The sequence below is a fragment of the Frigoribacterium sp. R86507 genome, from assembly GCF_044597695.1.
GTDB lineage: Bacteria > Actinomycetota > Actinomycetes > Actinomycetales > Microbacteriaceae > Frigoribacterium.
Map to the genome: position 1 here is coordinate 857,818 of NZ_CP139002.1, position 20,526 is coordinate 878,343.

16 protein-coding genes are annotated in these 20,526 nt (G+C 71.7%); 13 read left to right on the top strand and 3 right to left on the bottom strand.

All coding sequences use genetic code 11. The features are described 5' to 3' along the window. The first annotated feature begins 17 nt into the window (after positions 1-17). Positions 18-806 (top strand): GNAT family N-acetyltransferase, encoded by a 789-nt coding sequence (locus SJY14_RS04195; protein ID WP_396599868.1) that lies wholly within the window; start codon positions 18-20, stop codon positions 804-806. 117 nt (positions 807-923) lie between these two features. Here the strand turns inward: SJY14_RS04195 and SJY14_RS04200 are convergent, their stop codons facing one another. Both SJY14_RS04200 and SJY14_RS04205 read right to left on the bottom strand, forming a co-directional pair. Then, positions 924-1,340: an MGMT family protein gene (locus SJY14_RS04200; RefSeq protein ID WP_396599869.1), complete on the bottom strand. Its 417-nt coding sequence runs from the start codon at positions 1,338-1,340 to the stop codon at positions 924-926. A 25-nt stretch (positions 1,341-1,365) separates the two neighbouring features. Then, complete coding sequence (locus SJY14_RS04205) at positions 1,366-1,836, bottom strand: N-acetyltransferase (protein WP_071256307.1); 471 nt, start codon at positions 1,834-1,836, stop codon at positions 1,366-1,368. Between the two features lie 98 nt (positions 1,837-1,934). Here SJY14_RS04205 and SJY14_RS04210 point away from each other — a divergent pair, with 98 nt between their 5' ends. The 5 genes from SJY14_RS04210 to SJY14_RS04230 all read left to right on the top strand — a co-directional run bounded on the left by SJY14_RS04210 (position 1,935) and on the right by SJY14_RS04230 (position 9,814). Then, a complete protein-coding gene (locus tag SJY14_RS04210) occupies positions 1,935-3,209 on the top strand; it encodes an ROK family protein (RefSeq protein WP_396599870.1) in 1,275 nt (424 codons plus the stop codon). 217 nt (positions 3,210-3,426) lie between these two features. Beyond that, entirely contained in the window at positions 3,427-4,815 is a 1,389-nt protein-coding gene (locus tag SJY14_RS04215; protein ID WP_396599871.1) for an extracellular solute-binding protein, read from the top strand. Between the two features lie 4 nt (positions 4,816-4,819). Beyond that, the gene (locus SJY14_RS04220; protein WP_396599872.1) at positions 4,820-5,806 is read left to right on the top strand and encodes a carbohydrate ABC transporter permease; all 987 of its coding nucleotides are present in this window, start codon (positions 4,820-4,822) and stop codon (positions 5,804-5,806) included. A 2-nt stretch (positions 5,807-5,808) separates the two neighbouring features. Beyond that, positions 5,809-6,645: a carbohydrate ABC transporter permease gene (locus tag SJY14_RS04225; protein WP_071256311.1), complete on the top strand. Its 837-nt coding sequence runs from the start codon at positions 5,809-5,811 to the stop codon at positions 6,643-6,645. Positions 6,646-6,739: 94 nt separating this feature from the next. Beyond that, complete coding sequence (locus tag SJY14_RS04230; protein WP_396599873.1) at positions 6,740-9,814, top strand: alpha-mannosidase; 3,075 nt, start codon at positions 6,740-6,742, stop codon at positions 9,812-9,814. A gap of 162 nt (positions 9,815-9,976) precedes the next feature. Here the strand turns inward: SJY14_RS04230 and SJY14_RS04235 are convergent, their stop codons facing one another. Continuing rightward, positions 9,977-10,903: an ROK family protein gene (locus SJY14_RS04235; RefSeq protein ID WP_396599874.1), complete on the bottom strand. Its 927-nt coding sequence runs from the start codon at positions 10,901-10,903 to the stop codon at positions 9,977-9,979. Between the two features lie 340 nt (positions 10,904-11,243). On the opposite strand from SJY14_RS04235, the gene SJY14_RS04240 reads away from it, so the two are divergent. From SJY14_RS04240 to SJY14_RS04270, 7 genes are all read left to right on the top strand, one after another. Then, positions 11,244-12,386 (top strand): ROK family transcriptional regulator, encoded by a 1,143-nt coding sequence (locus SJY14_RS04240; RefSeq protein ID WP_071256316.1) that lies wholly within the window; start codon positions 11,244-11,246, stop codon positions 12,384-12,386. A 178-nt stretch (positions 12,387-12,564) separates the two neighbouring features. Then, positions 12,565-13,887, top strand: a complete 1,323-nt coding sequence (locus SJY14_RS04245) for a sugar ABC transporter substrate-binding protein (RefSeq protein WP_396599875.1) — start codon at positions 12,565-12,567, stop codon at positions 13,885-13,887. A 123-nt stretch (positions 13,888-14,010) separates the two neighbouring features. Continuing rightward, positions 14,011-15,012: a carbohydrate ABC transporter permease gene (locus SJY14_RS04250; RefSeq protein WP_396599876.1), complete on the top strand. Its 1,002-nt coding sequence runs from the start codon at positions 14,011-14,013 to the stop codon at positions 15,010-15,012. Next, on the top strand, positions 15,009-15,962 hold the full coding sequence (locus SJY14_RS04255; RefSeq protein WP_083396367.1) for a carbohydrate ABC transporter permease: 954 nt from the start codon (positions 15,009-15,011) through the stop codon (positions 15,960-15,962). The genes SJY14_RS04250 and SJY14_RS04255 overlap by 4 nt, the downstream gene beginning before the upstream one ends. A gap of 4 nt (positions 15,963-15,966) precedes the next feature. After that, the gene (locus tag SJY14_RS04260; protein ID WP_396599877.1) at positions 15,967-17,688 is read left to right on the top strand and encodes a beta-N-acetylhexosaminidase; all 1,722 of its coding nucleotides are present in this window, start codon (positions 15,967-15,969) and stop codon (positions 17,686-17,688) included. Positions 17,689-17,711: 23 nt separating this feature from the next. Continuing rightward, positions 17,712-18,497 carry a glucosamine-6-phosphate deaminase gene (gene nagB, locus SJY14_RS04265; RefSeq protein ID WP_396599878.1) on the top strand — a complete coding sequence of 262 codons (786 nt, stop codon included), beginning with the start codon at positions 17,712-17,714 and terminating at the stop codon, positions 18,495-18,497. A gap of 53 nt (positions 18,498-18,550) precedes the next feature. Then, a complete protein-coding gene (locus SJY14_RS04270; protein ID WP_396599879.1) occupies positions 18,551-20,266 on the top strand; it encodes an amidohydrolase family protein in 1,716 nt (571 codons plus the stop codon). The last annotated feature ends 260 nt before the right edge of the window (positions 20,267-20,526 follow it).

Genomic DNA, 20,526 nt, shown 5'->3' on the forward strand with positions numbered 1-20,526 from the left:
CGGCTAGCGTGTCCCCGATGATCGACGCGACGACCTACCTGCAGGCCTACGACGAGCAACTCCGCACCGACGCCGAGACGCCGAGTGCGATCGACGTCACGCGGCACGGTCCGTTGCGGCTCGTCACCTTCGCCGGTGGCCGCGGGTTCGTCACCTACCGCGACCTCGGCGAGGCCGACGCCGACGCGGTGCGCGCGCTCGTGGCCGTCGCCGTCGAGCACTTCGACGCCGACGCCGAGATCACCCGGGTCGAGTGGAAGACGCGGGGCCACGACCGGGCGCCTGGGCTGCACGACGCGCTCGTGGCCTCGGGTTTCGAGCCCGGCGAGCCCGAGTCGATCATGATCGGGCCGCTCACGGCGTTGGCCGGTCTCGGCGATGCACCCGAGGGGGTGACGGTCCGTCGGGTCACCACCGAGGCTGACGTTCGGGCGATGAGCGCGATGGTCGACGAGGCGTTCGGCGAAGCGGTCGACGCGCGGATGGCCGACGCGCTGCTCTCGCGGCTGGGTCGCGACGACGGCATGGAGCTCTGGGTCGCCGAGGTCGACGGTCGGATGGTCAGCGGTGGCCGACTCGAGCCCGTCCCCGGCACGGACTTCGTCGGCATCTGGGGCGGTGCCACCCTCGAGGCGTACCGCCACCGCGGCATCTACCGGGCGCTGACCGCCGCACGGGCGCGCTCCGCCCTCGCGCAGGGCAAGGCCCTCGTGCACAGCGACTCGACCGACGACTCGCGTCCGATCCTCGAACGGTCGGGCCTGGTCGCGGTGTCGACGACGACCCCGTACGACCGGACGCGCTGAGGCCGCCCGAGCGTCGGCGGGCGAGTCCGGGGGAGTCGGGCGGTCGTGGCCGACCGTCTCCGACGAGTCCGCCCGGTCCGGTCACGAGAGTCGGTCCGGTCGCGAGCGTCTGCCCGGTCAGGGACGGTAGGAGGCGCGCTCGAGATCGACGCGGAAGGTACCCGACCGGCTCCACAGCACAGGCGTGCCCTCGACGCGGTACTGCTCGAGGGCCCGCTGCTCGTGGTCGCGCGGGGCATGGCCCGAGGCGCGGATCACCCGCCACCAGGGCAGGTCGGCCCCCGCGTACGCCATCACCTGGCCGACGCCGCGAGAGGCCCGGGAGCCGAGGGCCGCGGCGACCGAGCCGTAGGTCATGACGTGGCCAGGCGGGATCGACTCGACCACGGCGATCACCCGCGAGACGAAGTCGTCGGCATGCGGCCCGGAGCCGGCTGCGCGTCCCGGCCCCGCGTCGAGGTCGGGTTCGAGGCCGAGCCCGGTCCCGGTGGCGGACCCGGGCTCGTCGCCGGGGGCGGGCCCGTCCGGTGTCACGACGTCGGCCTCTCGCGGTGCCGGCTCAGACCTGCGACGACGCCAGGGTCAGCCCTGCGACGTGCTCGCCGTAGGGCGTCTCGCCGATGACCTCGAAGCCGATGTGGTGGAAGAACTCTTCGGGCCCGTCGTCGCCCGGCTCGTAGATGACGGTGACCCGGTCGAAGCCGCGGCTGCGGGCCTCGTCGGCGAGGGCGTGGACGGCGAACCGCCCGATGCCCCGGCCCTGGGCGTCGGCCTCGACGTTGATGCGCCAGATGCAGCTGCGCAGCGCCTCGTCGTCGGCCTCGGCGTCGAAGTTGCCCATGATGAAGCCGACGACCGTGTCGTCGTCGTCGACGACGACGCGGGGCCAAGCGGTGGTCGGGTTGACGTAGGCCTCGGCGATCGAGTGCGAGACGGGGGCGACGAACTGCTCTTGCCCCGGCTTGAGCGTCAGGTTGTTGGCCGCGACGACGGTGGCGGCGGACAGTTCTTCGAGGCGCAGTCCAGACATGGATTCAGGGTAACGGCGCGTCCCGACGGGCACCACCGCCGGGCGGATGACGGGGCGCGGTCTGCGCGCGACCCCGGACGTCGTGGATGATGACGAGAATGAACCGCGGGACGAACCTGCCGGCGATCGGCGGCTACAACCGGTCGGTCGTGCTCGACGCGATCCGGCGGGAGAGCACGGGCCTGAGCCGGACCGAGATCGCCGGGCGCACCGGGCTCAGCCCCCAGGCCGTGACGAACGTCTCGCGACGGTTGATCGAGTCGGGCCTGATCCGTGAGAGCGGCACCGTCATCAGCGGCCCCGGCAAGCCCCGCACCATGCTGCAGCTCGAGTCGCGGGGGCGCTTCGCGGTCGGCGTGCACGTCGACCCCGCCGTGCTCACGTTCGTGTTGCTCGACCTCGTGGGCACGGTCGTCGCCCACGCCCGCGAGCTGACCCCGTCCGCCAGCGAACCCGACGAGGTGGTGGCCCTGATGGCGCGGGCCATCGACGGGCTGGTCGTCACGAGCGGCGTCGACCGCGACCTGCTGCTCGGGGTCGGCATCGCCTCGCCCGGCCCGGTCGACATCGGGCCCGGCCTCGTGCTCGATCCGCCGATGATGCCGCTCTGGCGGCACGTGCCGTTGCGCCGGGCGCTGAGCGAGGCCACCGGCCTGCCGGTCCTGCTCGAGAAGGACGTCACGGCCTGCGCGGTCGCCGAGCTCTGGCTGAGCGACGGAGGCGCGGGTGAGCGCAGCGACTTCGCCTTCGTCTACTACGGCACCGGCTACGGCACCGGGCTCGTGCTCGGCGGCGACGTGCTGCGCGGGGCCAGTGCGAACGCGGGGGACTCGGGGCACGTGATGGTCGACGACCACGGTCACCGCTGCACCTGCGGGCGGATCGGCTGCGTGGGCGAGCTGATCACGCCGCACGCCCTCGTGCGCGAGGCCGTCGCCACGGGGGTGCTGGTCGAGGGAGACGTGTCGGAGGACGCGCTCGCCGAGGCGGCACGCAGCGGGGACGACGTGGACATGCGTCGCATCGACGAGGCGTTCGTCGCCCTGGTCGGCAAGGCGGACGCGGGCGACGCCGGGGCCCTGCACGTGCTGCACGGGGCCGGGCGACACCTGGCCCGGGCCCTGGTGACCATCGTCAACCTGCTCGACCTCGACGAGGTCGTCTTCGGCGGGCCGTTCTGGGCGCCACTGTCGCGGCACGTCCTCGCGGTGCTGCCGGCCGCGCTCCGCGACGACCCGGCGCTGGTCCCGAAGCATCCGATCCGGCTCGTCGAGTCGTCGATCGGCATCGACGTCGCGGCCGTCGGAGCGGCCTGCCTGGTGCTCGACCAGACGTTCTCGCCGCGACCGTCCGCCCTGCTGATCCGCGCCTGACGGGGCCGAGCCGCGCCTCCTGCGCTTGTCGACCAGCGCCTCGGGGCGTCAGGACCCGCCCCTCCTGCGGTCGTGGCCCGCGCCTCCTCGGCCGTCGCGTCGTTACCGGACCGTTGCGCGCAAGGATCTTGACACGAGTTACTCCATACGATGTAGTAATCGAATCGCGGTCGGGCAGAGCAGCCCGGCGCCGACGCGACTGGAGCAAAGGAGCACCATGTCACGCACGTTCACCTCGGCCCGGGGGCGCAAGCGCGCACTGGCCGTCGCCGCCGCGGCGGTCGCCACGGCCCTGCTGGCCTCGGGCTGCTCGGGGGGTGCCGGCAGCGGCGACTCCGACACCATCAAGGTCGCGTACCAGAAGTTCGGCACGTTCACCCAGATGGACGCCCACATGAAGGAGACCGCCAAGACCTTCGAGGCGGCCAACCCCGGCATGAAGGTCGAGTTCGTGCCCATCGCGGCACAGAACGACGACTACTTCACGAAGCTCGCGCTGATGAACCGGTCGGCGGCCACCGCACCCGACGTCATGTACGAGGACACGTTCAAGGTCAAGAGCGACGCGGCCGCCGGATACCTGCTGCCGCTCGACGAGTACACCGAGGCCTGGGACGACTGGGACGAGTTCTACGACAACGCCAAGGAGGCCGGCGTCGGCGAGGACGGCAAGACGTACGGCATCCCGATGGGCACCGACACGCGGGCCCTCTGGTACAACAAGGACCTCTTCGCGCAGGCCGGCCTCCCCGTGCCGTGGGAGCCGAAGACCTGGCAGGACGTGCTCGACGCGGCCGAGACGGTCAAGGCGAAGGTGCCCGACGTGGTCCCGCTCAACGTCTACTCGGGCAAGCCGCAGGGCGAGGGCGCGACCATGCAGGGCTTCGAGATGCTGCTCTACGGCACGCCGACCGGCACCCTCTACGACGACGAGACCGGCAAGTGGCTCACCGACTCGCAGGGCTTCGTCGACTCGCTCGGCTTCATCGAGGACGTCTACCAGGGCGGCATCGGACCGAAACCCGAGGAGGCGCTGGACACCAACATCGCCACCATCGTCGGTGGTGAGTGGCTTCCGCAGGGCAAGCTCGCCATCGCCCTCGACGGCTCGTGGATGAGCGGCACCTGGCTCGAGACCGGCACCAACCCGTGGCCCGAGTGGAACGACGTGATGGGCCAGGCGCCCATGCCCACCCAGGACGGTGCGAAGCCGGGCGCGACGAGCATGTCGGGCGGCTGGACGCTGGCCGTCGGCTCGAAGACGAAGAACCCCGACAAGGCGTTCGAGTTCATCGCCGACGCCCTCGACAAGGACGGCTCGCAGAGCTACGACATCGCCGCCAGCCAGATCGCGGTGCGCAGCGACGTCGCGGAGGACCCCGAGTACGTCGGCAGCAACCCGACCTTCGAGTTCTTCTCGTCGATCGTGCCGGTGACGCACTTCCGTCCGGCGACCACCGACTACAGCCGCATCTCGAACGAGATCACCGTCGCGATGGAGGCCGTCATGACGGGGCAGCAGTCTCCCGAGGAGGCGGCGGCCGCGTTCGACGACCAACTCGTCGGCATCGTCGGCGAGGACCAGACACAGAAGGCGGGGGACTAGCCGGATGGCGACCATCGCCCCCACCCCGGTCGGCCGTGAGAGCGGCCGACCGGGGGCCTCCGGGCCCGGCCCCGGGCCCCACGGTGAGAAGCCGGGTCGTCGGGCGGGCGCGTCGAAGGCGCGCGCCCTGCGCACCGGTGCCCGCACCCTGCCGCTCGTCCCGGCCTTCGTGCTGCTGGCCCTGTTCTTGCTGGGGCCCGTCATCTCGAGCTTCTACGGCTCGTTCACCGACGCCTCGCTGACCGGCTACGCCGCCGGCGGGTCGGAGTTCATCGGGTTCCGCAACTACACCGAGCTCTTCGCCGACCCGGACTTCCCGAAGTCGGTGCTGCTGACGCTCGCCTTCGTCTTCTTCTCGGCCGTGGTCGGCCAGAACGTCGTCGGCCTGGGACTCGCCCTGCTGATGCGGAACGGCCACAAGGTCGTGCGCTCGATCGTCGGCACGTTCGTGATCGCCGCGTGGGTGCTGCCCGAGATCGTCGCCGCCTTCGCGGCCTACGCGTTCTTCAACGACGCGGGCACGCTCAACACGGTCCTGTCGTGGTTCGGCGTCACGGGCGCCAACTGGCTTTACGCGATGCCGATGCTCTCGGTGATCCTCGCCAACATCTGGCGCGGCGCCGCGTTCTCGATGCTCGTCTACTCGGCGGCCGTGCAGGAGGTGCCCCCCGAGATCACCGAGTCGGCCGAGGTCGACGGCGCCACCGGCTGGCAACGCCTGGTCTACATCACGCTGCCGGTCATCCGACGCAGCATCTCGACCAACCTCATGCTGACCACGCTGCAGACGCTCTCGGTCTTCACGCTGATCTACGTGATGACCGGCGGCGGACCGGGCACGAACAGCACGACGCTGCCGATCCTGGCCTACCAAGAGGCCTTCCAGTTCTCGCAGCTGGGCTTCGGCACGGCCATCGCCACGATCATGCTGCTCGTCGGAGCGGTGTTCTCGATCATCTACATCAGGGCCCTGAAACCGGAGGTCGACTGACCATGGGCATGACCTCACCCAGCGGCCGCAGCATGAAGGCCGTCTCGAACGCCGTGCTGATCGTCATCGCGATCTGCTTCGCCGTGCCCCTCGTCTGGCTGCTGCTGGCCTCGTTCGACCCGTCGGCCACGCTGTCGGCCAAGGTGCCGTCTCAGTTCACTCTCGACAACTTCACCGCCGTGCTGACGCCCGAGATCTCGTTCGTGCCGCTGGCCAACAGCCTCATCGTGTCGGGTGGCTGCGCCCTGGTGACCGTGGTCGTGGCGATCCTCGCGGCGTACCCGCTCTCGCGGTACCGGATGCGCATCAACAAGCCGTTCCTCTACGGCATCCTCTTCGGCACCGGCCTGCCCATCACCGCGATGATGGTGCCGGTCTACAGCCTGTTCGTCTCGCTGAACCTGATCGACTCGATCGGCGGCACGGTGTTCTTCCTCGCCGCGACCAGCCTGCCGATGGCGATCTGGATGGCGAAGAACTTCATGGACTCGGTGCCGATCTCGCTCGAGGAGGCCGCGTGGACCGACGGGGCCTCGATGTTCTCGACCCTGACGCGCATCGTCGTGCCGCTCATGCGGCCGGGCATCGCCGTGGTGTTCATCTTCGTGTTCATCCAGGCGTGGGGGAACTTCTTCGTGCCGTTCGTGCTGCTGCTCAGCCCCGACAAGCAGCCCGCGGCCGTGAGCATCTTCAACTTCTTCGGGCAGTACGGCTCGGTGGCGTACGGCCAGCTCGCCGCGTTCTCGATCGTCTACTCGGTGCCCGTCATCGCGTTGTACGTGCTCGTCTCGCGGACCCTCGGCGGCTCGAACGCGCTGGCCGGTGCCGTGAAGGGGTGACGCGCCTCCCCACCAGTGCCTCCGCCGCCCTCCCGATCCACAGAACGACCCGCCCCACCGTGCGCCTCGGCGCGCCCGTCAGGAGACTGATCCCATGCACGACAACACCGTCCTCGTCGAAGCCCGCATCGACCGCTTCGTCCGCGACCGCATCACACCGGCGGTCTACCGTCGGGCCGTCCCGCTGACGATCACGGCCTGGGAGGCGCCGGGCGAGCCGGTCCCCTTCGCCGAGGCCGTCTCGCAGACGTACGAGCCGTTCGCCGTCGGCTCGCCGTGGAGCCGCCCGTGGGGCACCACGTGGTTCCACGTCACGGGGACGGTGCCCGACGACTTCGGCACCGACCCCGCCACCGCCCTCGAGCTCGTCGTCGACCTGGGCTTCAGCATCCGCCAGCCCGGGTTCCAGGCCGAGGGCCTCGTCTGGCGACCCGACGGCACCATCGTCAAGGCGATCGAGCCGTACAACGGCTACGTGCCACTGACCGCGATCGGTGCGGGCGTGACCCCGGGCAGCACGATCGACGTCTACGTCGAGGCCGCGTCGAACCCCGACATCGGCGGCGACGACTTCCACGGCGAGACCCCCCTGGGCGACCCCGAGACAGCCGGCGACGCCCCGATCTACGCCCTGCGCAGCATCGTGCTCGCCGAACGCGACGAGGTCGTCGCCGAACTCGATCGAGACGTCTGGACGCTCGTCGGGCTGATGCGCACCCTCGAGCTCACCTCGCCGCGACGTCACGAGATCCTGAGGGCCCTCGACCGGATGTGCGACGTCGTCGACCACGCCGACGTCGCGGGGTCGGCGACGGCCGGTCGGGCCGCGCTCGCCGACGTGCTCGCGGCGCCGGCGAACGCGAGCGCCCACCGGGTCGTCGCGACCGGGCACGCCCACATCGACTCGGCCTGGCTCTGGCCCGTCCGCGAGACGCAGCGCAAGGTCGCCCGCACCTTCTCGAACGTCGTCGCGCTGATGGACGACGACCCCGACTTCGTCTTCGCCGCCTCGAGCGCCCAGCAGTACGCCTGGCTGAAGGAGCACTACCCCGAGCTGTTCGAGCGGGTGAAGCAGAAGGTCGCCGAGGGCCGGTTCGTGCCCGTCGGCGGCATGTGGGTCGAGTCCGACACGAACATGCCCGGCGGTGAGGCGCTCGCCCGTCAGTTCGTCGCGGGCAAGGGGTTCTTCCTCCGCGAGTTCGGCGTCGACGCCGACGAGGTCTGGCTGCCCGACTCGTTCGGCTACACGGGTGCCATGCCGCAGATCGCCCGCGCCGCCGGCGCCAGCTCGTTCTTCACCCAGAAGGAGTCCTGGAACGAGACGAACCGCATGCCGCACCACACCTTCCTGTGGGAGGGCATCGACGGCAGCCGGGTCTTCACGCACTTCCCGCCGGTCGACACCTACAACTCCGACCTCTCGCCGGCCGAGCTCGCCCACGCCGAGCGCGGCTACGCCGAGAAGGGGTACTCGAACGTCTCGATCGTCCCGTTCGGCTGGGGTGACGGCGGCGGCGGCCCGACCCGCGAGATGATGGCGGCCGCACGACGGGCCTCAGACCTCGAGGGCTCACCGCGCGTGACCGTCGGCACCCCCGCCTCCTTCTTCGCCCAGGCGCGGGACGAACTCGCCGACCCGGCCGTCTGGTCGGGCGAGATGTACCTCGAGTTCCACCGCGGCACCTACACCTCGCAGGCCCGCACCAAGCAGGGCAATCGCCGCAGCGAGCACCTGCTGCGCGAAGCCGAGCTCTGGAGCGCCACGGCGACGGCGCGCCGCCTGCTCGACTACCCCTACGACGAGCTCGAGCAGATCTGGCACGTCGTGCTGCTGCAGCAGTTCCACGACATCCTGCCCGGCTCGTCCATCGCCTGGGTGCACCACGAGGCCGAACGGCACTACGCCCGGGTCGCCGAGCAGCTCGAGGCGATCATCGGGTCGGCCCAGCGGGCGCTCGCCGGGTCGGGGTCGGCGACGACCACGTTCAACGCCGGGCCGGTCCCGGCGGCCGGGGTCGACGCCTCGGCCGGCTCGGCCTCGGGTCAGGCCCAGGAGGCGGGGGTCGGGTCGGTGGCACCGGTCGCCTCCGACGGCGGCTGGGTACTCGACAACGGGCTCGTGCGCGCCGTGTTCGACGGGGACGGCCTCGTCGCCTCGCTCGTCGACACCACGTCGGGGCGCGACCTCGTCGCCCCGGGCGCACGGCTCGGGTTGCTGCAACTCTTCCGCGACACCCCCAACCAATGGGACGCGTGGGACGTCGACCAGGCCTACAAGAACGTCCGCACCGACCTGGTCGAGGCCGAATCGGTCGTCGCCGACGGTGGGGCCCTCGTCGTGACCCGTCGCGTCGGCGACTCGACGATCGTGCAGCGCTGGTGGCTCGACGACGGTGAGGCCGAGCTGCACGTGCAGACCGAGGTCGACTGGCACGAGCGGCAGAAGCTGCTCAAGCTGGCGTTCCCGCTCGACGTGCACGCCGACCGGGCCGCCTCCGAGGTGCAGTTCGGCCACGTGCAGCGCCCGACCCACCAGAACACGTCGTGGGACTTCGCCCGGTTCGAGACCGTCGCGCACCGCTGGGTGCACGTCGCCGAGCCCGGCTTCGGCGTGGCCGTGGCGAACGACGCCACGTACGGCCACGACATCACCCGGAGCACCCGCGACTCGGCCGACGGCGGTGACGGCGGCACGACGACGCTCGTGCGGCAGTCGCTGCTGCGGGCCCCGACCTTCCCCGACCCCCACGCCGACCAGGGCCGACACGTGCTGCGTTCGTCGGTGCGGGTCGCGCCCGACGTGCTCGAGGCGGCGACCGCGGGCTACCGCCTCAACCTGCCCGTCCGGCGGGTCGACGGATCGTCCGGGGCTGCGGTGGCACCGCTCGTCACGTCGTCGTCGCCCGCCGTGCTGGTCGAGGCGGTCAAGCTGGCCGAGGACCGCTCGGGCGACCTGATCGTGCGGCTCTACGAGGCACGGGGCGCGCGGGCGGCGACCACGGTCACGGTCGACGCCGCCAGCGGGTTCGGCGACGCATGGCGCACCGACCTGATCGAGCGCGAGCTGGCCGAGGGCGCCGCCGGCTCGGGCCGCTGGACGGCGGGGGCCGCGGTCGAGCTCACCCTGCGCCCGTTCGAGATCGTGACGCTGCGGGTGGCCCGGGCTTAGCGCAGCACCTGCGGGCACCGCGCCACGAGATGGTCACAGCGCCGGGTTTTCGCCTGGTGCGGTGACCATCTCGTGGCGGTGTGGCGGTGTGGCGGTGTGGCGGTGTGGCGGTGTGGCGGTGTGGCAACGCAGGGGCGTGGGGGCAGAGCGCCGTGGCGGCGGTCAGACGGCGGCTGCGGTCGCCGTGGCCGACCCGCGGGCTCCGACCGTCGCCGCACCGACGGCCGCCACGGGGAACCCCGGCGGCAGCAGCTCGATGCGCGATGAGAGCTCGAGCGAGGCGAGGAACGGCGACCCCGCCGCCCAGCGGTCGAGCACACCGGCGACGTCGTCGAGCAGGGGGCGACCGAGGTTGCTGAGCCCGCCCCCGATCACGACGGAGTCCACGTCGGTCGTCAGGACGAGGAGGCGCACCGCGGCCGCCACCCCCGCCGCGAGGTCGGCACGCACGCGGACGGCCTCGGGGTCGCCGGCGTCGGCCGCCGCGAACAGCGCCACGGCCGGGTACGCCCCCTCGGTCGGCCAGTGACGTGACACCGCGGCGCCGGCCGCGACGGTCTCGAGGCACCCGCGCTGCCCACAGGGGCAGAGTTCGCCCCCGGGGTCGACGGGGACGTGCCCGATCTCGCCCGAGACGCCTCGCGAGCCGCGCCAGAGTTCGCCGTCCACGACGAGGCCCGCGGCCAGGCCGGTGCCGAGGTTGAGGTAGCCGACCGAACCCGACAGCGACATGGCGAGGTACGCGCCCAGGGCCGCCGCGTTGACGTCGTTCTCGACCCGGACCGGCACCCCGAGCCGGGCGCTCAACGTGGACCCCACGGCGACGTCGTCGAAGCCGATGTTCACCGCGTGCCGCACACGCCCCGTGGTGCCGTCGACCAAGCCGGGGATGCCGACGCCGACCGACTCGAAGGCCCCGACGGCGACGCCGACGCGGTCCGCCAACGAGTTGACCGCCGTGGCCGCGTTCGCCAACACGGAGTCAGGGCCGAACCCCGTGGGCAGGCGGAGACGGTGGACGGGGGCGCCGGACCCGTCGACGACGACCGCGTCGATCTTGGTGCCGCCGATGTCGAGGCCGACCCTCACGGCCGCCCCGTCGATCCGGCCCCGGAGGCACCCGCCCGCGCGTCGTCGAGAGCGCCGGGAGGCGCGGCGACGGACACGGAGGCGGGCGTGGACATGTTTGTTAGTAAAGCTTACGAACCAGGTCCCGGCAAGGGGTCCGGCAGGAGGGGGTCGCGATGTTTCGGGTGTTGACCGCCGGTGTTTCGTGTGCGTAAACTCGCCGCCACGCACCTTGACACGTGTTTGTAAGGCCCATTTACTAACGGCACGCCACCACGGCGACGCCACCCGGCACCGCTGCCGACGGGCCCTGCGAACGGGTCCGAGGTCGGCGACGATGCCGAGACGAGAGGACGCGCCCGTGACCACCACGACGATCACCCGGCAGCAGCAACCGCCCGTCCGCGCGCACAACCGCTCGCTCGTCCTCGAGGCCCTCTACCGCGACGGCTCGATGAGCCGGGCCGACCTGGCTCGTCGCTCGGGCCTGACGCGCCCCACCGTCTCCGCACTCGTCGCCGAACTGATCGACGACGGCATCGCTCGCGAGCTCGGCGTCCGCGACGACGCCCGGGTCGGCAAACCGGCGACGCTCGTCGGCATCGAGTCGGACGCCTTCCACATCGTCACGGTCGACCTGTCGAACGCCGACCGTTTCGTCGGGGCCGTCGTCGACCTGAGGGGCGGGGTCGTCGAGCGCGCCGGCGTCGAGCTCGAGGGTGCCGTCGGCGAGGCCGCCGTGTCCCTGGTCGAACGACTCGTCGACGACCTCGGCTCGCGCACGACCCGCCCACTGCTCGGTGTCGGGGTCGCGACCCCCGGCATCGTCGACCACGACGGCGTCGTGCGCACCGCCGTCCACCTCGGCTGGTACGACCTGCCCCTGCGGTCCCGGCTCTCCGACCACGTCGGGTTGCCCGTCCACGTCGGCAACGACTCCAACGCCGCGGCCGTGGGCATCCGCACCTTCGGCGAGACGGCCGGGCAGGGTGTGGCCGGGCGAGCCCCGGCCGGGCAGAGCCTCATGGTCGTGACGATCGACCACGGTGTCGGCGTCGGGCTGGTCGTCGCCGGCTCGCTCGTCGAGGGCGACCAGTTCTCGGCCGGTGAGATCGGGCACGTGACGGTCGACGAGAACGGTGACGTGTGCGCGTGCGGTCGACGCGGCTGCCTTGAGGAGGTGCTGGCCGCCCCGCAGCTGAGGGCGCGCCTCCTGCAGCACGACGAGGGATCGCGGGGGGCCGTGCTGCACGACGCCGGGCGCGCGCTCGGCCTCGTGCTCGCCCCCATCATCAGTGCGCTCAACATCGACGAGGTCGTGCTGTCGGGCCCCGCCGACCTGGTCGAGGGCGCCCTGCTGCGGGCCGCCCGCGACACCGTGCGGCAGCGCACGCTGTCGGCCGTGAGCAACGGCCTGACCATGAGCATCGCGGGCAGCGGCACCGACCTCGCCCTGCGGGGTGCGGCGTCGTTCGTGCTGCAGGCCGAACTGGGGCTGACGTGACCCCGGCGAGCGGCTCGTCGGCGGCCCGGGGCGAACGCCCCACCACAGACCTCGGGGGCCCACCCCCGGAGGCGGCGAGGGCCCCGGCCCGTGCCGCATTCCCGACCCGACGCTTGTGCGAGCGCGGGCCGGGACCACAGCGATGCGGCATCCCCGCTTCGACGACGAGGAGATGAAATTGCGAATCCAACGCTACACGGCGGTCGGGGCCCTGGGCCTGGCCGCGGCACTCGCCCTGACCGCCTGCTCGAGCTCGGGCACGGGCGGCAGCTCGTCCGACGAGCCCCAGGCCGTACCCACCACCAAGGGCGACGGCAAGACACTGACGGTCTGGGTCATGACGGGTGACTACACGCCCGAGACGATCGATGCCATCAACGCCGAGTTCACCGAGCAGACGGGCGCCGACGTCGACGTCCAGATCCAGCAGTGGGACGGCATCACCACGAAGATCAGCACGGCGCTCGCCACCAGCACGCCGCCCGACGTGCTCGACCTCGGCAACACGCAGGTCGCCAGCTACGCCGCCAACGGTGCGCTCCTCGACCTGACGCCGTACCGGGACGACCTGAAGCAGGGGCAGACCTGGTTGACCGGTCTCGAGGAGCCCGCGACCGTCGACGACTCCCTCTACGCCGTGCCGGGCTTCGCCGGTGCCCGCGCCGTCATCTACAACAAGACGATGTGGGCCGAGGCCGGCATCACCGAGGCCCCCACCACCTACGACGAGCTCACGGCCGACCTCGACAAGGTGAAGGCCGCCAACACGGCGTCCGACTTCTCGGCCTTCTACCTGCCCGGCCAGTACTGGTACGCGGGCATGCAGTTCGTCTGGGACGCCGGCGGCGACATCGCCACCTCGAGCGACGGCACCTGGAAGGCCGGCCTCGAGAGCGACGAGGCGCAGCAGGGCCTGGCCGACTTCACCGAGTTCCAGAACGCCTACTCGACGCCCGCGTCGCAGACCCTCGACACCGATGCCCCCGACCAGACGCAGGTCTTCGCCGACGGCAAGACGGCGACGATCCTGCACACCAACGGTTCGATCGACCTGATCCAGAAGGCCAACCCCGCCCTGACCGACGACGACTTCGGCACCTTCCCGATGCCGGGCAGGTCGGGTGAGACGCAGCCGGTCATGCTGGGCGGCTCGGACTGGGGCATCGCGGCCAAGAGCCAGAACTCCGACCTGGCCCTGCAGTGGACGAAGATCGCCACGAGCCCCGACATCCAGAGCGAATGGGTCGTGGGCAACGACGGCTGGATCCCGAACAGCGAAGAGGGCATCGAGGCGGCCGGCAGCGTGGTGACGCCGATCCAGAAGGGCTTCTTCGACGCCGCGCTCAACTCGAAGGCCACGCCGGCCAGCGCGAACTGGGCGGCCCTCGAGGGCGACAAGAGCATCAACCAGCTCTTCTCCTCGGTGGTCTCGGGCTCGAAGTCGCCCGAGGCGGCTGCCAAGTCCTTCGACGAGGCCACCGACGAAGCGCTGAACGACTAGCGCCGAGCCACCGGCAGCACCGGCAGCACCTGCTGCCTCCGGGGGCGTCGCGCGACCATCCGACCGCGCGACGCTCCCACCCCCTCGACCCGCACCTCCTGGACTCGAACCGAAAGAGGAACCGTGGCCCTCTCGATCGCCCCCGGTCTCACCGAGACCCCGCCCGGCGCGGCGCCCGACCAGAAGGGCGGCCGGCGTCCGAAGAACGAGCGGAAGGCTCCGGTGCGGCCGGGGAAGAAGCGTCAGCTCGCCCCGCTCTGGCTGCTGTCGCCCGCGGGCATCGTCCTGCTCGCCGTCACGGTCGCACCCATCGTCTTCCTGGTGTTCACCTCGTTCACCGACTACGACCAGCGCTCGCTCTTCACCGGCGCGTACGACTCGGTCGGCGTGCAGCAGTACGCGACCCTGCTGGCCGACACCGATTTCTGGTGGTCGCTCGTCCGCACCCTGGTCTTCACGGCCGCGATGGTCGGCGGCAGCGTCCTGATCGGCACGGGCGTCTCGCACCTGCTGACCCGGCTCGGCACGCCGATGCGCTACACGGTGACGGTGGTGCTCATCCTCGCCTGGGCGATGCCGAACGTGGCGTCGTCGATCGTCTGGAAGTGGCTGTTCCAGCCCGGCTACGGCGTCGTCAACTGGCTGCTCACCCAGACCGGCCTGCTCGGCGACATGACCAACGTCGACTGGTCGAACGACGCCGCGCTCGCCTACACGAGCATCTGGCTGCTCATCGTGTGGCAGGCCGTGCCGTTCATCGCGCTGACCATGTACGCCGCCGAGACGCAGATCCCGCTCGAGTACAAAGAGGCCGCGCGACTCGACGGTGCGAGCGAGTGGCGCGTCTACCGCACCGTCACCCTGGTGTTCCTCAAGCCGACGTTGCTGCTGATCACGATCCTGTCGATCATCTGGGACTTCAACGTCTTCAACCAGATCTGGCTCGTCTCGGCCGGCGGCCCCGACGACGCCACCTCGACCCTCGGCGTCTTCACCTACGTCACCGCGTTCGTCGGCTTCGACATCGGGCAGGGCGCCGCCATCTCGGTGGTCACCACCCTGCTGCTCGTCGTGCTGACCGCGTTCTACGTCCGCAACCTCGTCCGATCCGGAGAAGACCTGTGACCACGACCGCACCCGCCGGCGTCGGCACCACGACGACCGAGACCGTCGCGCGCGACGAGAGAACCAAGGAGGCGCGCTCGGGCCACGGCACCGGCCGCCCGTCGAGCGCCCGCCCGACCCGGCGCCGCCGGAAGCCCCGCTGGGTCAGCAACGCGATCGCGATCGTCTTCAGCCTCGTCTGGCTGTTCCCCGTCTACTGGATGGTGAACACGGCGTTCAAGCCGCGCCCCGAGGTGATGACGGCGACCCCGCTGTTCTGGCCGCAGAACCCGACCCTCGACAACTTCGTCGTCGCGGTCACGCAGTCCGACTTCTTCACGAACCTGCGCAACAGCGTGATCGTCGTGGTCGGCGCCGTCGTCTTCTCGATCGTGCTCGGCCTGTTCGCCTCGGCCGCCCTGTCGCGGTTCCGGTTCCGCGGGCGGCGCACGATCATGGTGTTCATCCTGATCGTGCAGATGCTGCCGGCGACGGCCCTGTTGATCCCGCAGTTCCTGATCTTCAACAGCCTCGGGCTGCTCGGCACCTACGGCGGGCTCATCCTGGCGTACGTCGCGTCGACGTTGCCGTTCTCGATCTGGGTGATGCGCGGGTTCTTCCTGGCGATCCCGGTCGAGGTCGAAGAGGCCGCGCAGCTCGACGGCGCGAGCACCTGGCAGGTGCTGACGCGCATCATGTTCCCGCTCGTGCTGCCCGGCATGATCGCGACCAGCATCTTCGCCTTCATCGCGGCGTGGAACGACTACCTCGTGGCCTACACGTTCATGAAGGACCAGTCGATGTACACGCTGCCGGTCTGGCTGGCCTCGTTCAGCACGCCCACCAGCGGCACCGACTTCGGCGGGCAGATGGCGGCCTCGGTGCTGTTCTCGCTGCCGGTCGTCGTCTTCTTCATGATCATCCAACGCAACCTGGTGACCGGCATGTCCGCCGGCGCCGTGAAGGGCTGACCCCGTGACGAACGCACCCTCGACCCCCTCGACCACCGCGCGGGCCGGCACCGGGACGCCCGAGACCGCACCGGTCGCGATCGTGCCGCGTCCTGCTCGACTGACCCGCGCCTCCGGGGCGTTCCGCCTCGACGCGGCGACGCGCGTCTCGGCGCCCGACGAGCTGGCGGGCGTCGTCGCCTGGCTGCAGCAGGCGCTGCGCCCGGCGACCGGGTTGCCGCTGCGCGAGGGCAGCGCCGACGGCACCGGCATCTCGTTCGACCTCGATCCATCGCTCGGAGCCGAGGCCTACCGCCTGGAGGCGCGACCCGCCGGGGTGCGCATCACCGGTGGCGACGCGGCCGGCGCGTTCCACGGGGCACAGGTGCTGCGTCAGCTGCTGCCCGCGGCGGTGTACCGGTCGGCCCTCGTGACCGGGGTCGACTGGGTGGTGCCCGCCGTCGACGTCGAGGACCGGCCACGCTTCGGCTGGCGGGGGACGCACCTGGACGTCGCCCGGCACTTCCTGCCGAAGCACGACGTGCTGCGCTTCGTCGACCTGATGGCGCTGCACCGGCTGAACACGCTGCACTGGCACCTCACCGAGGACCAGGGCTGGCGCATCGAGATCACGAAGTACCCGCGCCTCACCTCGGTCGGTGCCTGGCGGGAGTCGACGCAGGTGGGGGCCGGGCCGGACGCGACCCAGGACGGTCGGCCGCACGGCGGCTTCTACACCCAGGACGACATCCGCGAGGTCGTCGCCTACGCCGCCGCCCGCCACATCACGGTCGTGCCCGAGGTCGACGTGCCGGGCCACTCGATGGCCGCGATCACGGCGTACCCGCACCTGGGCGTCGGGGCGGTCGAGGTCGGCGGCACGCCCGTGGCATCGCCCCGGCAGATCGCCGTCGGCACCGAGTGGGGCATCTTCGAGGACGTGCTCAACACCGAGCAGTCGACGGTCGACTTCTACACCGACGTGCTCGACGAGGTGATGGAGCTCTTCCCGGGCACCTGGATCGGCATCGGCGGCGACGAGTGCCCCAAGGCCCAGTGGCAGGCCGACCCCCGCACACGAGAGCTGATGCGCGACCGCGGCCTCGCCGACGAGGAAGAGCTGCAGGCGTGGTTCATCGGCCGGCTCGACGCGCATCTGACGGCCGCCGGACGACGCACCTTCGGCTGGGACGAGATCCTCGAGGGGAACGCGACGATGTCGCCCGGCGCGACGGTCGCGTCGTGGCGGGGCATGACCGGGGCCGTCACGGCCGCGCGACGCGGGTACGACGTCGTCGCCTGCCCGGACGACCAGGTCTACCTCGACTACCGGCAGTCCGAGGGCCCGGACGAGCCGATCCCCGTGTCGATCCCGCTGACCCTCGCCGACGTGTACGCGTTCGAGCCGGTGCCGGCCGTCCTGGACGAGGCCGAGGCCCGCCACGTGCTCGGCGGTCAGGCCAACATCTGGACCGAGCACATGGACTCGCCCCGCACCGTCGACTTCTTCGCCTTCCCGCGCTTGTGCGCCGTCGCCGAGGCGCTCTGGACGACCGAACCGCGGGACTTCGACGACTTCTCCACACGCCTCGCCGTGCACCTCGGACGCCTCGACGCCATCGGCGTCGAGTACCGGCACGAGTCGGGGCCGCTACCGTGGCAGCAGCGTCCGGGCGTGCCCGGGCGGCCGGCCTCGCGGGAAGAACGCGAGGCGTACATCGCGTCGGTCGTGGCGAACATCACCTGACGCCGCGTCAGCAAGGAGCCCCCATGGAGATCATCATCGTCCGCGACGCCGACGAGGTCGGCCGCGTCGCCGCCCTCAAGATCGCGTCGGTCGTGCAGCGCGAGCCCGAGGCCGTGCTGGGCCTCGCGACCGGGTCGTCGCCGACCGGCATCTACGCGTCGCTCGCGGCCCGGGTCGCGGCGGGCGAGCTCGACTTCGGCCGCGCCTCCGGGTTCGCGCTCGACGAGTACGTCGGCATCCCGCTCGAGCATCCCGAGAGCTACGCGTCGGTGATCGAGCGCGACGTCGTCGTGCCGCTGGGCATGGACGCGACGAAGGTGCGCGTGCCCGACGGCCGAGCGAGCGACATCGAGGCGGCCGTCGTCGACTACGAGCAGGCCATCGTCGACGCGGGCGGCATCGACATCCAGATCCTCGGCATCGGCGCGAACGGGCACATCGGCTTCAACGAGCCCACCTCGTCGTTCGCCTCGCGCACCCGCATCAAGACGCTCGCGCCGCAGACCCGGGCCGACAACGCGCGCTTCTTCGACGACCCGTCGCAGGTGCCCACGCACTGCCTGACCCAGGGGCTCGGCACCATCCTCGACGCGCACGAGGTCGTGCTCGTGGCGCAGGGGTCGGCCAAGGCGGCGGCCGTCGTGGGCATGGTCGAGGGGCCGCTCAGCGCGATGTGCCCGGGCAGCGCGTTGCAGCTGCACCGGCACGCGACGATCGTGGTCGACGAGGCCGCCGCGGCCGACCTGCAGCTGGCCGACTACTACCGCTACACGTACGCGAACAAGCCCGTGTGGCAGCGCTTCGAATAGCTCGGCATCCCTCTCGATGACCGCGGTGCTCTCGTGACGGCGGCGGTGCCCTCGTGACGACGCTGGTGCTCGCGGGCGGGACGGTCTGGGACGGGTCCGGAGGCGCGGGTCACGTCGCGGACGTCGTCGTGCGCGACGGGGTGGTCACCGCGGTCGGGGTCGGGGCGGGGGCGTCGGTCACGGGCGCCGAGGGCACGGGCCGTGGAGGCGAGCGTGCCGGGGCGGTGACGTCCGTCGGCGGCGGGCACCGCGCCTCCTCGTCCGGGACTCCGGACGGTGTCGAGGTGGTCGACGCGAGCGGGCTCGACGTGCTGCCGGGGTTCGTCGACGTGCACGCACACGACGACGCGGCGCTGTTCCGCCCGGGCGGCGTCGCGCCCAAGACCGGGCAGGGCGTGACGACCACGATCGTCGGCAACTGCGGCCAGGGCGTCGCACCGTCGCCGACCGATCCCGACGACCGTTCGCTCGAGGACTACTCGCGACCGGTGCTGGGCGGGTTCCCGGCACGGCGATGGGGGACGTTCGCCGACTACGTCCGGACGCTGGCCGAGGGCGACGCCGACGGGCGGTTCGGCCTGCACGCCGCGACCCTCGTGCCACACGCACCGCTGCGGGCGGACGTGCTCGGCTTCGAGCGACGCCCGGCCGACGCCACCGAGCGGTCGCTCGTCGCGGCGTCGGTGGGCGAGGCACTCGACGCCGGGGCCCTCGGCGTCTCACTCGGCCTCATGTACGCACCCGGCGACGCCGCCGACCGGCCCGAGCTCGTGGCGCTGGCCCGGGAGTGCGCCATCCGCGGCGCGCTGCTGGTCGCACACGTCCGCAACGAGGCCGACGGGCTCCGCGACTCGATCGACGAGCTGGCCTCGCTCGGACGCGAGACCGGGGCCGCCGTGCACGTCAGCCACCTCAAGGTGACCGGACCGCGGAACGTCGGCGGCATGCCCGCGATCGTCGAGCGCCTCGACGCCCTGCGGGACTCGGGGGTCGACGTCAGCGCGGACGTCTACCCCTACGACGCGGGCAGCACGACGGTCGCGTCGCTGTTCCCTCCGTCCACGGCCGACCGCGGGGTCGAGAGCCTGCTCGAGGCGCTCCGGCCCGGCACGCGCTCGCGGCGTCAGGTGCTCGACGGGCTGCTCGAGCCCTGGGCCGGATCGACGCTCGAGAACCAGTACTCCGCGATCGGCCCCGCACGGATCTCGTTGGCGGGGTTCACGCGAGCCGAGCACGCGGGCTTCGAGGGACGGCCGCTGTCCGACATCGCCGCGTCGGTCGGTGCCGACCCACGCGAGGTGCTCGCCGACCTCGTCCTCGCCGAACGGGGTGCCCTGACCGTCATCGTGTTCCACACCGACCTCGAGGGCATGCGGACGGCCCTGGCCTGGCCGCACACCCTGGTCGGGTCGGACGGTCTGCCGCGCGAGACCGGCACCGTGCACCCGCGGCTGTACGGCACGTTCTCGCGCGTGCTCGACGAGTACGCCGGGTCGGGGCCGAGGGCCGTGCTGTCCCGAGGCGAGGCGATCGCGCGCCTGTCGACCCGCGCCTCCTCGCGGTTCGGGCTGGGCGGTGGCGGCTCGACCGTCGGTCGCGCGGCCGGCGCCGGTCGTGCAGGAGGCGCGCTCGGCATCGCCCCCGGGGCCGTCGCCGACCTGCAGCTGATCGACCCTGCCGCCTACGCCGACCGGGCCACCTACGCGACGCCTCGCCTCGGCCCCTCGGGGCTGATCGGCCTCTGGGCCGCCGGCCGCCGCCTCCGCTGACCCTGCCCCCTCGCCCCCGGGGTTGCCGCCGACGTGTGTAGATCGCGACAACCGGCGGGCGACATGCCGCCTCGGAGGGAAGATGAGCGGCGTGTCGGCCCGAAGATGTCGGGATTTGCACACATCTGGGGTGCCCGGGGTCGGGTTCGGCGCGCATCCGGGGTGCCCGGGAGTCGGGTTCGAGCGGGTGAAGGTTCGGCCGTGGAGCTCTCGGCCTGCTCTCGGCCCGCTCTTGGCCGGGCGGTGTTCGCTTTCCTGAA